Here is a 13,989-nt window from a genome sequence, read left to right on the forward strand (position 1 = left end):
GGTTCAACCTGCGACGTCGCATGACCGCAGCGCCGCCGCGGGCGAGAAAACGGGGGACCCGGTGGATGACCGGCAAGAGACTTGGCGTGATGCTCGCGGCCGCGACCCTTGCGGCTTTCCTCCTTATTGCTCTGGCGGGCATGTCGGATTTCGACCTCTCGGATCATGAGCAGGAAGAAATCGTCTTTGCGACGGACTCCGGGCCGGTTGCGGGCACGCTTTTGCTTCCCGGATCCGCTTCCTCACCACCGCCGGTCGTTCTCGTGGTCCATGGCGACGGCCCCCAGGACAGATATTCGGCCGACGGATATGGACCGCTCTTCAATGCCCTCCTTGATGCGGGGATTGGAGTGTTCAGCTGGGACAAGCCAGGAGTTGGTGCAAGTGCCGGCAACTGGCACGATCAGTCGATGCAAGATCGCGCGGCTGAAGCCCGGGCCGCGCGCGACGCGGTCGAACGAACGACCGGAGCGCGGATCGGGCGCACCGGCTATCTCGGCTTTTCGCAGGCCGGATGGGTCTTGCCGAAAATTGCCGCGAAAAACGATGGAGGCGCCTTCTACGTTCTGGTCGGCGGCGCGGTGAACTGGCAACGGCAGGGTGACTATCTGACGCGACGCCGATTGCAACGTCTCGGATGGTCGAGGGAGGAGATTGCGGCGGAGATCGCACGGCAGACAGAGGACGAAGCGGCGCTTGAGGATCTTCCCGAAGCGGCAAGGCCGGATGCCGCGGCAAGACTTTTCGACATCTCCCGGGCCCGCGCGCGTTTCGTCCTTCGCAACCGCGACGCCGATGCCGCAGCAAATCTGGAAAACAGCGACGCCCCGTTTCTGGCTGTCTGGGGAGAGGACGACCTGAACGTCGATGCCGTCACGAACGCAAGGGACTACACGCGCCTGATCCTGCCCAACAACCCGCAAAACCACGTCGTGGTGATCCCGGACGCCACCCACGCCCTGCTGCGGAGCCGGCTCTTCAACTACCAGCGGCCGCAGGACATGCCCTGGTGGGCAGCAGCGGCGTTTGTCGTCCTTGGCCGACACGCCTATAGCGACGCGGCAATCGCAACGATCACGACGTGGATCCAAGACACGACGACACAACGCAATGCTGCATCCGATGGCGGATGAACGTCACCGGGCGACCGGTTACGGCTCGGGCTTGAGTCTGGGAATCACCTCGCCCGCCCCCAGTTTGGGTGCCGTTCCAGCCAACGGATCGTCGCCCGCTGCCGCCTCTTCGGAAATCGGCGGGCCGCTGTAGTTTTCCGGGGGCGCCACGGTCGAGGCCTGTTTGCAGTCGGTCAGCCAGACATCGTACACGGCGTGCTCGACGGCATGCAGCCCCGGGCTCGCGGCGAACATCCAGCCGGTGAAGATGCGCCGGACCTCGTTGTCGAGCGTGATTTCATCGACTTCGACAAAGGCGGTCGTCTGCGGCGTTTCCGTCTGCGGACGTGTGTTGCACTGGCGCGGCGTCACCTGAAGGGCGCCGAACTGCACGGTTTCGCCGATGTAGACGTCGAAGGCGATGATCCGGCCGGTGATCTTGTCGAGACCGGAGAAGACAGCAACGGGGTTTTCGATCTTTTCCGCCGACGCCGGTGCACTCAGCGCAACGAGCAAGGCGCTTGCCCCCAGCAGAAGAGCGCGGACCCCGGCGGTGCGACGTGTGATGTTCGTCATGAATTCCACTCCGATCGGCGACGGCCTCACGCCGCCGTCAACTCCGCGATCCGTGCCTGCGCCTCGGCAATCCGCGTCTTGCGCTCAAGCAGCTCGTCGCGCTTCTCCTTCTCCGCCACGACAATCGCTTCCGGTGCCTTGGCAAGAAATCCCTCGTTGCCGAGCTTCTTGTCGATGCGCGCGATCTCGCCGTCGAGCTTCGACGCTTCCTTCGCCAGACGCCCGGCCTCCGCCTCGATGTCGATGACATCCGCGAGCGGGAGACAGATCATCGCCTCACCGCTGACGATCTGCACGGCGCCACGCGGCGCGGCCTCGGCCAGCGAAACGGTTTCCGCCCGCGCCAGCCTGAGGATCAGCGCCTCATGCGTCTCGAGCCGCCGCCTGGTCTCTTCGTTTGCGCCGGTGACCACGAGCGGCACTTTGGCGCCGGCCGGGACGTTCATCTCCGCGCGCACGGAGCGAACCGACGAGATCAGGTCGACAAGCCAGTTGATCTCCGCCGCGGCATCGGGATCGCCACCGAGCGAGCTTGGCCAGCGGGTGTGCGCGAGAAGACGTGGACGCGGTTTGCCCGCGCCGTCCTCTTCGACCGTGCGTGCCCACAGTTCTTCGGTCATGAACGGCATGAAGGGATGCAGGATCTTCAGGATCTCGTCGAGCACCCAGGCTGCGGTGGCGCGGGTTTCCGCCTTTGCCGCGTCCGAGCCGTCGGCGAAGATCGGCTTGGCGAACTCCAGGTACCAGTCACAGTAAGTGTTCCAGACGAAGCGATAGGCCGCGCCCGCCGCCTCGTTGAAGCGGAAGCCGTCCAGGGCCTCGGTGACATCCGCGGTGCAACGCCCCGTTTCGGTAACGATCCAGCGGTTTACGCTTTCCTGCGCGCCGGCCGGATCGAAGCCCTCGGGGCGCGTCCCGCCGTTCATCTCGACGAAGCGAGCCGCATTCCACAGCTTCGTGACGAAGTTCCGGTAGCCGCCGACGCGGCTGGTCGCCAGCTTGATGTCGCGCCCCTGCGCCGCCATCGCCGCCAGCGTGAAGCGCAATGCATCCGCCCCGAACTCGTCGATCAGCGCCAACGGGTCGATGACATTGCCCTTCGACTTCGACATCTTCTGGCCCTTCTCGTCTCGGACCAGGGCGTGGATGTAGACCGTGCTGAAGGGTTCGGTGGTCATGTAGTGATCGCCGAACATCATCATCCGGGCGACCCAGAAAAAGATGATGTCAAAGCCGGTAACCAGAACGCTCGTGGGATAGTAATTGGCAAGCTCCGGCGTCTTGTCGGGCCAGCCGAGCGTCGAGAACGGCCACAGCGCGGAGGAAAACCACGTGTCGAGCACGTCTTCGTCGCGGTAGAGCGCAACGGCCGCTGTGTCGGCGCCGCCCTCCTCCCAGCGCGCGAGCGCGTCATCCTGGGCGATCACCTCGCAGCTCTTGCCGTAATGGGTCTGGGCAGCGGCGACAGCGTCCTCTTCCGAGCGTTCGACAAAGATTTTTCCGTCGGGTCCGTACCAGGCGGGAATGCGATGCCCCCACCACAGCTGGCGCGAGATGCACCACGGCTGGATGTTTTCCATCCACTCGAAATAGGTCTTTTCCCAGTTGCGGGGCACGAACTCGGTCCGCCCCTCCCGCACGCTGGCGATCGCCGGCTTTGCCAGCGTCTTGGCGTCGACATACCACTGGTCCGTGAGCAAGGGCTCGATCGGAACGCCGCCGCGGTCGCCGTGCGGAACCATATGCGCATGCGGCTCGATCCGGTCGAGCAGACCCTTCTCGTCCATTGCCTCGACAAGGCGCTTGCGCACGTCGAACCGGTCGCCGCCCTCGAAGGCATCCATCGTCGCGGCAAGTTCATCGGTCTCCGCAAGACCGTCCAGGAATTCCGGATTGTCGCGCAGACAGACTTTCGCCTCACGGTCGAGGACCGAAATCATCGGCAGCTTGTGCCGCCGGCCGACCTCGAAATCGTTGAAATCATGCGCCGGCGTGATCTTGACCGCGCCCGACCCCGCATCCGGATCGGCATAATCATCGGCAACAATGGGAATGGATCGGCCGACCAGTGGCAGGACAACACTCTTGCCGATAAGGTCACGATAACGCGGATCTTCCGGGTTCACGGCAACCGCTGTATCGCCCAGCATGGTCTCCGGGCGCGTTGTCGCCACGGTGATGTAGGTGCGTGTCTCGAACTCGGTCGGCGTGCCGTCCTCATCCCATGCAACCGGCGCCTGAAAGCTTGCGCCCGCCTCCAGCGGATACCGGAAGTGCCAGAGATTGCCCTTGATCTCGCGCTGCTCGACCTCAAGGTCGGAAATCGCCGTCAGGAACCGCGGGTCCCAGTTGACGAGGCGCTTGTCCTTGTAGATGAGCCCTTCGCGAAACAGGCCGACGAACACCTCGAGAACGGCCTTCGACAGCCCCTCGTCCATGGTGAAGCGTTCGCGCGACCAGTCGCACGATGCCCCCAGGCGCTTGAGCTGGTTCAGGATCATGCCGCCGGACTCGGCCTTCCAGTCCCAGATGCGCTCAACGAAGGTTTCGCGCCCCATCGCGCGGCGGTCGGGCTCGTTCCGCTCCGCAAGTTGTCGCTCGACGACCATCTGTGTGGCGATCCCGGCATGATCCATGCCCGGCTGCCAAAGGACATCGCGGCCGCGCATGCGCTGGAAGCGGACCAGAATGTCCTGCAGCGTGTTGTTGAGCGCATGCCCCATGTGCAGCGAACCCGTCACATTGGGCGGCGGGATCACGATGGAATAGGACGCCGCGCCCGGATCGGCGCCGGCGCCGGCCTTGAAGGCCTCGGCCTCTTCCCAGACCCCCGCGATACGAGGTTCGACATTGGCGGCATCATATGACTTGTCGAGCATTGTTTTTCTCGGATCCTGAAAACTGAACGCGTGGTTACTCGCAGGCGCGGCGCCAAGTCAACCGTCGCCGGAAAGGGGGCAACAGCAAGGCGCTGGATACATGAGCGGAAAATAAATGCGCCGCCCCGATAGGGCGGCGCGGAAAGAAGCGCGAAAGGACATCCGTCCTTCCTACCGGCCGCGCGATACCCGCTCGATTTCCTGCCGTACGAGGCGTTCGACCATGGGAGGGAGGTTTTCGTCCAGCCAGGACTTGAGCATCGGCCGCAACATTTCCTTGACCAGATCCTCAAGCGTCCTGGCGTTGTTGGAAAGGATCGTGCCGGCAAGGTTGTTGAAAGCCGAATGCACCGCCTGGTTTGCGGTCGGAGAAAGAAGTTCCTCGGTGAACCGGTCGCTCGCGCTTTGCGCCTCGCCGGAGGGCTCCGGCGTCGGCTCTGCAACGGGTTCCTCTTCCATGAAGGCGACATCGCCGATCTGCTCCTCGGCGGTGGCCAGTCCCTCGACCATATCGAAAGCATCATCGGCATCGTCGACGGCAAGGTCCTCGGTCAACTCGAGAACGTCATCCGCTTCAGCCTCGACTTCCGGTTCAGGGGCGAGCTCCGGTTCCGGGGCGAACTCGGGTTCCGGCTCGCCGAGCTCGACCTCGTCTTCGTCGGAATCAAAAAGCTTGTCGAGATCGTCCTGAGACATCTCCGCGGAGCCGTCCTCGTCGGCCACGGCCTCCGGCGCATCGACATTGTCCTCGGCTTCGGCTGCCGGCGTTTCCTCGTCGGAAATGATCCGGCGAATAGACGCCAGAATTTCCTCCATGGAGGGTTCCTGAGCTTGATTGGCGTTGGCCATACCGATCCCCGTACTCGACTACCGCGATGACCGGACCGATGCCCGGGCACTATGGCAGAGGCTGTCGCCTCATGCCGTCGCGCGACTCACTTGTGAAGAATATAACGCGTTCGAAGGCGAAGGGAAAAGCACAACGCAACGACGAATCCGCTGCTTTGCTCTTGTCAAGCACAAGAAAGCACTGTTTTCGACCGAATTTCGCGATTCCGCACCCGGCAAACACCGGGTGACCCTTGCGTCCCGTCGCGGTTCAGCGACCGTCAGGCGTCTTGAGCCCGAACCAGCTGTTGCGAACCTTCTTGTAATGCGCCTTTTCGTCGTAACGCGCGACGGCAAGACCGAGGCGGTCAGCGGTGAGCGCGCCCGAGGCTGCGAGCAACGCATAGGCCGCGACCGTACGGTTGCGCTGGGCCGTAACGAGGCTGACCCGGCTGTTGACGAGCTCGAACTGCGCATTCAGCACATCGAGTGTCGTGCGCTGTCCCACGCGCTGTTCCTCGATCACGCCTTCAAGGGCAAGCTGGTTGGCGGAGACCGCATCCTGCGCTGCCGCGATCGATGCGACAGCTGCCTGATACTGGCCCCAGGCCGAGACGATCGAGGCCCGGATCTGGTCGCGCGCGACATCCAGCTGGATGCGTGTCTGGCCGAGGTCTTCCTTCGTCTGACGGACACGAGAGGACACGGCGCCCCCCTGATACAGCGGGATCGAGACCCTTCCGAAGATGCTTGCGGAATCCACCGTATCGACGGTCGAGGACGTCGGCGGATTCCACTGGCGCTGAAGGTTGCCTTCCAGCGTCACGGTCGGCAACAGCTCGCCTTCCGTCGTCTTCACGGCGAACACGGCCGCATCCACAAGATGCTGCGCGGACAAGATCGAGGGGTGATTGGCCGCCCCCGCCCCCAGCGCCGCGTCCAGCCCCTTCGGCAAACGGCCGTAAATCGATGTGCGCGCGGACAGCCGCTTGGGATCGGCTCCGACAAGCTGCCGATAGATCGCGCGGCTTGTGTTCACATTCGCCATTGCAAGATTGAGATCCGACTGGGCCTCGGAAAAACGGGCACGGGCTTGGGAGACGTCGGTGCGCGTGCCCTCCCCCACCTCGAAGCGGTCATCGGCGGCGCGAACCTGCTCGGACAGGAATTCCAGGCTGCTGCGGCGCAGCGAGACGATTGCCGTGTTCGAGATCACGTCCATATAGGCGGTGGCCGCCTGCTGGAGAATCGTTTGCTCCGTCGCGCGGAGGCTTTCACGCTCCGACCTGACCACAGCTTCGGCCTGACGCGTAGAATTGACCGTCCTGAACCCGCGAAAGATATTCTGGGTAATGGCAAGACCGGCAGTGGCGGTATTGCGATAACTCGCACGTCCAGGCACGGAATCGGAGTACTGGGCGCCGACGTCGAACCGGCCGAACACCTGCGGACGCCACCCCGACAGGGCCTGCGGGACCCGCTCGTCAACGGAGCGCAGGGTTGCGCGTGCGGCGTTGATCGTCGGGTTGTTGGAGTAAGTCTGTGCCAGGGCCTCGTCAATTGACTGGGCATGGCCAATGCCAGGAACCGCTCCCGAAAGCACGAAAAGAGCGGCCGCACCAAGCCAGTAACCACTGCGTTTCACGTTGAGCACCCCTGTTGACTTCTGTCCGACCGTCTGACGCCACGAATGGCACACGACGGTCTTTCTGTTTTTAGCGGACAGAGCGTCCGCCGCCGCCTCATTCACCTTCAGACCCGTGCCGTTTTTGACATTCTGGTCTGCGAACCGTCGTTTCCCTGGCGCATAGACAAGGAAGCGACGGCGAATATCGTCATCCGGTCAGCCCGCCCTCGACCGAGAACGCCGAAGGGATCGCAACATGACCAAACCGGGAGTTGGTCCTGGCACCGCGCCGCAGCCAACCGGAGCATACTGTTACCGCGCTCCTCCCGCGAGACAACCGCGCAGAGCCCGCCCACCGACTATTCCGGCCGGGATGCGTCCTCGGGGCAACACACCCGAGCATCGGAAAACCGCCGCACGCTGACCTGCCGCAAGGGCAGATATCCGCGGATGCGCGCGCCCGATTCCCGCAAGCGGCCGGAGACGCGACCGCGCCGTCACCCGGTTCCGTGCAGGCCGTACTCTCAGCACCGTTCCAGATTAAAAGACGAACTCTTTTGCGGCCTGATAGCCTGGCAGAACATGAGCCGTTGCATTGAAGGCGAAGCGTCCCGAAACGGCCTCGCCGGAACGTACGTAGAGCCGCGCGACGCCCGCGCCGCCCACGCCCTCGATGGCAACGAGGCGACCGCCGTCCTTCATCTGCGCGGTCAGTGCATCCGGCAAATGTTCAATGGCACCGTCGATGACAATCACGTCATACGGTCCTTCCGAGGCCGCGCCGGTGACGAGATCGCCATCGACGACAGCCGCATTCTCGATCCCGAGATCGACCAGCAGATCCGACGCAGCGGCCGTCGCGTCTGCGGTTGCCTCGAGCCCGACGACCGAGCCCGCGAGCTCCGCCAGGACCGCCACGCTGTAGCCGGACGCGCAACCCACGCACAAAACGACGTCGTCAGGTCCGATCTTTGCAAGCTGAATGAGCTTGGCAAAGACATGCGGTTTCATCAGATAGCGCTGGGTGTCGCCGACAGAGAGGGGAATGTCGGAATCGCTGTAGGCAATGCTGCGCCTGGAGGCCGGCACGAATCGTTCGCGCGGGACGCTTGCCATGGCGTCGAGAATGCCATGGTCGGTTACGTCGTTGGTCCGCAACTGATTGTCGACCATGTGAGTGCGAGCCCGTTCGAAGTCGCCCATTGCACGCCTCTTCAGCTTAGCGAGTGAGTGGTTCCGGTTCATTACCGGCGTCCGAAGCCCGTGACAAGATGCACGAGAACGGATGACGGCTCGCATCAACCCATTTCGCCAAGCATCCGTCAGAATCTTCCGATCACCGCCGAATTCGTCATTTCGCAATGTATCAGGCGATGCGTGAATTCCACCCGCTTTTTTTGCAAGCCCGAGCTTCGAAAGCACATTGTTTGCAACCGGTTTCGGACCCGTCCAGAATAACGGCTTCATCACGGTCGTTCAGAAAGCGTGTCGAATGAGATTGCAATTCTGACAGTCATTCACCTGCCGCCAGCCGTTCCGTGAACCCGGCAAAGGGCGACAGGCCTTGCGACCGACAAGCCCTGTCCGTGCGGACCAAATCGGGAGCGAAGGCCGATATCGCAGATCTTGCCGCTCGGCGTCGCAAGAGAGGATGCGCTCATGCATTGCAAGGGAGGTTGCGCAGGCGCCATGTCATCGAAAATGTCCAAACTGACGAGCTTTAAATCGTCTCCATCGCTTCACTTACACGGAGTTGGAAATGCTTATTGATGTTCGAACCTACAGATGTCGACCGGGAACGCTGGCGGCACATCTGGCGCTTTACGAAAAACACGGAAAGGCACCGCAAACACGGCATCTCGGACAGCCGGTGGCGTTTCTGCTCACTGAAACCGGCGATCCCAACGAATACATCCACATCTGGGCCTATGAGGACGCAGGCGACCGCGAAGCGCGGCGGGCAGAAATGTGGGCGGATCCGGACTGGCTGGATTACCTGCGTCGCAGCGCCGATCTCGGCGCGCTGGAAAGCCAGACAAACCGACTGATGAAGCCGGCGCCCTTCTTCGACGAGCCGACCCGTCCGTGACGCGGCGGCGGCGGGATACCCGCCGCCCCTTCACACCCGCTCCGCAGACTGTGCGACGTTCCGCTAACCGCTGGGCGGCTTGAAGGGCAGATCGTCGAGGGTCAGCCCGGAATGAACCTTCAGCCAGTAAAATGCGCCGAAAATGACGGCGGCGATCACTGTCGTCATCAGGGCCTTCTTCAAGAGCTGCGGTCGTCCCGGAGCGCTCGCCTCCGTGCCGGGCGTGACCTCGCCGCTTTCCTCCTGCGTGACAACGCCGATCGGCAGGATCGCAAAGAGAATGATCCACCAGATGATGAAGAAGATGGCCAGAGAAGAGACAAGAGACACGGTGCTTTAAATCCAATCAGGGCTTGATCTGTCAGTTGCTCGGCGGCCCGCAAGGCCCGCTTCCCGCGCCGGCGATTTCAGCGGCGTCACACCTGCTCGAGTTCCACCAGCGTTCCGTTGAAATCCTTCGGATGAAGGAAAATCACGGGCTTGCCGTGGGCACCGATCTTGGGCTCGCCGCTTCCCAGCACCCTTGCCCCCTTTTCCGTCAACCGATCGCGCGCTTCGACGATATCCTCCACCTCATAGCACACGTGATGGATGCCGCCGGACGGGCTGCGGTCCAGAAACGCGGTGATCGGCGATCCCTCCCCAAGCGGTTCCAGCAACTCGATTTTCGTGTTGGGCAGTTCGATGAACACCACGGTAACACCGTGATCGGGCTCCGGCTGAGGTTGGGAGACTTTCGCACCGAGCGTGTCCCGATACATTGCCGTTGCGGCTTCCAGATCCGGCACCGCAATCGCAACATGGTTCAACCGTCCAATCATTCAAACCTCCCGCTCGTCTCGTCGCCCCGCCATTTCGCGGTGCTGCAGGGCCCCATAGTGGTAGGGTGGGCCGTCGCCGGCCAGCCCCCAAATCGTCACACGCGTGCGACCAATGCCTGGGTCAGAGGCTTTTTCCCCCAGCAGTCCCGGACCGCGGCCCGTGCGGCGCGGCGCGCGGATTCCGCCACGACATCGAGGTTCTTGCGGCGGTTCTTCGGAATGCTCTCCAGCGCATGAATGACCTCGTCGATGACGACGTCTTCCATGTCGTCACCCTCCTCATCGGTTTCCGGAAGCCCGAACAACGCGGCCTGCGGCTCCCCGACCAGATCGCCGCGCGCATCGACCACGACCGAGACGACGATCGCGCCCGCGAACGACAGCTTGCGCCGCTCCTGGACCCCGGTCTCCTCGGGGTCGCCGAAGATCATCCCGTCCTTGACCTCGATCCCGACGGGGATCTCGTCGACGATATCGAGACGGCCCGGCGAAAGGCGAACCAGATCGCCGTTGCGGGCGATCATTGTGTTCTTGATCCCATGCGCCTTGGCAAGGTCGTGATGCGCCTTCAGATGCATCGCCTCGCCATGCGCGGGAATCAGCGCCTGGGGCTTGAGCATGTCGTAAAGCTGCGTCAATTCTCCCCGACGCGGGTGCCCAGACACATGGACCAGCGCGTCCCGGTCGGTCACGATCTCGACGCGCGCTTCGGCAAGCCTGTTGACGATCGCGTTCACGGCCTTTTCGTTCCCGGGGATCGTGCGCGAGGAAAAGACGACCATGTCGCCCTTCGACAACGCGACATTGCGATGATCGCCGGCCGCGATCCGCGCAAGGGCCGCCCGTTCCTCGCCCTGGCTTCCAGTGAGAAGCAGCACGACACGCTCCGGCGGCAGATAGCCATAGGCATCTTCGGAAAGAAACGCCGGAAGGTCGTCCATGTAGCCAAGCTCGGTCGCGACCTCGATGGCGCGATGCATCGACCGCCCCATGACAACGACATCGCGTTCCGCCGCCTTGGCCGCCAAGGCGATAGAGCGGATCCGCGCCACGTTGGAAGCAAAGGTCGTCACGGCAACGCGCCGCTTCGCCCCCTGGATCACCCGGGTCAGATCCGCCGCGACATCCATTTCGCTGGGGCTGACCCCGTCGCGCACGGCATTGGTGGAATCGCAGATCAGGGCGCGCACGCCCTCCTCGCCAAGCTGGGCAAGGCGTTCGACGTCAATCGGCCGGCCGATTCCCGGCGTCGGATCGATCTTCCAGTCCCCCGAATGCACCACCATTCCGGCGGGCGTTCGAATGGCCAGCGCGCAGGGTTCGGGAATGGAGTGGGACATCGCCACCATTTCCACATCGAACGGTCCGACGGAGATCCGGTCGCCCTGCTTGACGACGGACACCGGAATCTTGTCCGCGCCCGGCTCGCTTTTCGTCTTCGCGGCGAGCAGGCCGGCCGTGAAGGGCGTCATGTAGAGCGGTGCCTTGAGGCGCGGCCAGAGATGGATCAAGGCGCCATAGTGATCTTCATGCGCGTGCGTGATCACGATGCCGTCCAGCCGGTCGAGCTTGTCTTCAATATAGCTGATATCCGGAACGACAATGTCGACGCCCGGAAGGTCCGGGCCGGCAAATGTCACACCGCAATCGACCATCAGCCAACGCCGCTCGTGAGCGGGGCCATAGCCGTAGAGCGCCATGTTCATGCCGATCTCGCCGAGACCGCCGAGCGCGACGAATACGAGCTCCTGATCGCCCGTCATCCTGTACTCCTATCTGACCGCCCGAGGCGGCGCGCAGTCATGCCTGCACGTTTCAAAAAAACACATCGCCGGCGGAGACGGTCGTCATCGACCCGTCCTCGCCGCGCAACAAAAGACGTCCTTCTTCGTCGAGTCCGACGAAGGTCCCATGAAGTTCCGTCCGCTCGAAGCGGACGCGTATCGGAAGCCCGATGCCCTGCGCGCGCGCCAGCCAGTCCGACAGGATGCCCGCGAACGGCTCGCTCCTCCAGCGGGCGAGCTGACTGGAAACGCTTTCCGCCAGCGCAAAAAACGCGACGTCCGGCGCGACCCGGTAACCAAGCCCCTCGAGATCCGCGGCCGCATAGTCAGGCAACTCCGGATGATGTGCCAGGTTCAGGCCAAATCCGCACGTCACAGCCCGCCGATCATCGGCAAGCGCTGCTGCTTCCAGCAGGATACCGGATATCTTCGCTCCGTCCACGAGCAGATCGTTCGGCCATTTCAGTCGCGCCAGCTTGTGGGTTCCGCACATCCGGTCGACCGCTTCGGCAAGGGCGAGGGCCGCGACCAGCGGAAGCTGCGCCAGCCGCGCCGGCTCGGCCGGATCGATCAGAAGCAGCGACGCGTAGAGATTGCCCGACTCCGACACCCAGGGCCGACCACGCCGCCCCCGCCCACCGGTTTGCCGTTGCCCGACGATCCAGAGGTTGCCCGGATCGCCCGCCCGCGCCTTTTCCAGGGCAACGACACTCGTCGAGGTAACCGCCTCGTATCCGGCCACGCGATACCCTGGAACGTTTCGAACCGGAGACGCGCGCCCGTCGAACGACAGCCCGGAAGTCAGAACAGCGTCCCGGCCGCAGCCGCCGCCATCTCGACGATTGAGCCGGCGAACACCACGAAGAACATGACGAAGACACTCGACAGCCCAAGCGTGAACTTCAACTCGACCGGCATCGGCAGGAAGGCGCGCGCCGGTTCGTCAAAGAACATCACCTTGACGATCCGAAGATAGTAATAGGCACCGACAACCGAAGACAGGATGCCGATGATCGCCAGCGGATAAAGCCCCGCCTCGACCGCCGCGAGAAAGACGTAGAACTTGGCGAAAAATCCGATGAACGGCGGAATCCCGGCCAGCGAGAACAGGATGATCCCCAACAGCACCGCCATGGGCAGGTTGGTCCGCGCAAGACCGCTGAGATCGGAGATCTCCTCGACCATGCCTTCCTTGCGACGCATCGACAGGATGCAGGCGAACGCACCGAGCGTCATTGCGAGATAGGCGGTCATGTAGATGACGACACCTTCGACACCGGCCTGCGTTCCGGCCGCGAGGCCGACCAGCGCAAATCCCATGTGGCCGATGGAGGAATAGGCCATCAGCCGTTTGATGTTGCGCTGACCGATCGCAGCGAATGCGCCAAGCGCCATGGAGGCGATCGAAACGAAGACGATGATCTGTTGCCAGTCATGTGTCACGGGCTCGAAGGCGTCTATCACGATCCGCGTCAGCATGCCCATCGCTGCGATCTTGGGCGCGGCCGCAAAGAAGGCGGTGACCGGAGTCGGCGCGCCCTCGTAGACGTCCGGCGTCCACATATGGAACGGCACCGCAGACACCTTGAAAGCCAGACCGGCGAGAATGAACACCAGACCGAACACGAGGCCAAGCGACGACCCGCCCTGTGCGGTGATGGCAGCGGCGATCTCCGGGAAACCGGTGTTTCCGGTGAAGCCGTAAACCAGCGACATGCCATACAGCAGCATGCCCGACGAGACCGACCCGAGAACGAAATACTTCAGACCCGCTTCCGTCGAGCGGACACTGTCCCGGTTGAAGGCCGCAATGACATAAAGCGCCAGCGACTGCAGCTCGAGGCCCAGGTACAGGATGATCATGTCGTTGGCCGACAGCATCAGCATCATGCCGAGTGTCGCCAACAGGATCAGGACCGGATATTCGAAGTGTTCGAAATTCTCGTTGCGCGCGAATGCCACCGACATGGCGATAGCAAAGCCGGAACCGATCAGCGTCAGGATCTTGAGATAGATCGCGAAGCCGTCGAGCACGAACGCCCCGTGAAAGGTCGACGCGGACGTAATACCGAACTGCGCCGGCAGGAGCAGCGGAAGCGCGGCAACGGCCAGCAGCGCAACCGACAATGCCGTCACGTAGCGCACGGCGGTTCGTCCGCCGAACACGCCGAGCATCAGCAGCGCCAGCGCGCCGCCTGCGAGAAACAGCTCCGGCAGCGCGGGTGAAAGGTCCGGGAGTTGATTGTAAGCAGTCATGGCTTGTCTCTCGTCCT

The 13,989-nt window shown here is 63.1% G+C and carries 12 protein-coding genes; 2 read left to right on the forward strand and 10 right to left on the reverse strand.

What is annotated here, in order from left to right; genetic code table 11:
- Nucleotides 1-65: 65 nt before the first annotated feature.
- A complete protein-coding gene (locus G572_RS22130) occupies nt 66-1,133 on the forward strand; it encodes an alpha/beta hydrolase family protein (protein ID WP_169391276.1) in 1,068 nt (355 codons plus the stop codon).
- An 18-nt stretch (nt 1,134-1,151) separates the two neighbouring features.
- Here G572_RS22130 and G572_RS0102495 read toward each other — a convergent pair whose 3' ends face one another.
- The 5 genes from G572_RS0102495 to G572_RS0102515 form a co-directional block, all read right to left on the reverse strand.
- Nucleotides 1,152-1,688 (reverse strand): DUF2155 domain-containing protein, encoded by a 537-nt coding sequence (locus tag G572_RS0102495; RefSeq protein WP_037545121.1) that lies wholly within the window; start codon nt 1,686-1,688, stop codon nt 1,152-1,154.
- A gap of 26 nt (nt 1,689-1,714) precedes the next feature.
- Nucleotides 1,715-4,567, reverse strand: a complete 2,853-nt coding sequence (locus G572_RS0102500) for a valine--tRNA ligase (protein WP_029057146.1) — start codon at nt 4,565-4,567, stop codon at nt 1,715-1,717.
- Between the two features lie 171 nt (nt 4,568-4,738).
- Nucleotides 4,739-5,383 carry a PopZ family protein gene (locus G572_RS0102505; protein ID WP_208979005.1) on the reverse strand — a complete coding sequence of 215 codons (645 nt, stop codon included), beginning with the start codon at nt 5,381-5,383 and terminating at the stop codon, nt 4,739-4,741.
- A 283-nt stretch (nt 5,384-5,666) separates the two neighbouring features.
- The gene (locus tag G572_RS0102510) at nt 5,667-7,040 is read right to left on the reverse strand and encodes a TolC family outer membrane protein (protein WP_029057148.1); all 1,374 of its coding nucleotides are present in this window, start codon (nt 7,038-7,040) and stop codon (nt 5,667-5,669) included.
- Between the two features lie 522 nt (nt 7,041-7,562).
- Complete coding sequence (locus G572_RS0102515) at nt 7,563-8,225, reverse strand: protein-L-isoaspartate O-methyltransferase family protein (RefSeq protein WP_029057149.1); 663 nt, start codon at nt 8,223-8,225, stop codon at nt 7,563-7,565.
- Between the two features lie 556 nt (nt 8,226-8,781).
- Here G572_RS0102515 and G572_RS0102520 point away from each other — a divergent pair.
- Nucleotides 8,782-9,111 carry an NIPSNAP family protein gene (locus G572_RS0102520; protein WP_029057150.1) on the forward strand — a complete coding sequence of 110 codons (330 nt, stop codon included), beginning with the start codon at nt 8,782-8,784 and terminating at the stop codon, nt 9,109-9,111.
- Nucleotides 9,112-9,174: 63 nt separating this feature from the next.
- Here the strand turns inward: G572_RS0102520 and G572_RS0102525 are convergent, their stop codons facing one another.
- The 5 genes from G572_RS0102525 to nuoN form a co-directional block, all read right to left on the reverse strand.
- A complete protein-coding gene (locus G572_RS0102525; protein WP_029057151.1) occupies nt 9,175-9,441 on the reverse strand; it encodes a DUF1467 family protein in 267 nt (88 codons plus the stop codon).
- Between the two features lie 86 nt (nt 9,442-9,527).
- On the reverse strand, nt 9,528-9,932 hold the full coding sequence (mce, locus tag G572_RS0102530) for a methylmalonyl-CoA epimerase (RefSeq protein WP_029057152.1): 405 nt from the start codon (nt 9,930-9,932) through the stop codon (nt 9,528-9,530).
- Nucleotides 9,933-10,027: 95 nt separating this feature from the next.
- Nucleotides 10,028-11,695: a ribonuclease J gene (locus tag G572_RS0102540; protein WP_029057153.1), complete on the reverse strand. Its 1,668-nt coding sequence runs from the start codon at nt 11,693-11,695 to the stop codon at nt 10,028-10,030.
- A 52-nt stretch (nt 11,696-11,747) separates the two neighbouring features.
- Nucleotides 11,748-12,458, reverse strand: a complete 711-nt coding sequence (locus G572_RS0102545) for a biotin--[acetyl-CoA-carboxylase] ligase (protein WP_208979006.1) — start codon at nt 12,456-12,458, stop codon at nt 11,748-11,750.
- 59 nt (nt 12,459-12,517) lie between these two features.
- Nucleotides 12,518-13,972 carry an NADH-quinone oxidoreductase subunit NuoN gene (gene nuoN / locus G572_RS0102550; RefSeq protein WP_029057155.1) on the reverse strand — a complete coding sequence of 485 codons (1,455 nt, stop codon included), beginning with the start codon at nt 13,970-13,972 and terminating at the stop codon, nt 12,518-12,520.
- Between the last annotated feature and the right edge of the window lie 17 nt (nt 13,973-13,989).

The organism is Stappia stellulata DSM 5886, from assembly GCF_000423705.1.
Taxonomy (GTDB): domain Bacteria; phylum Pseudomonadota; class Alphaproteobacteria; order Rhizobiales; family Stappiaceae; genus Stappia; species Stappia stellulata.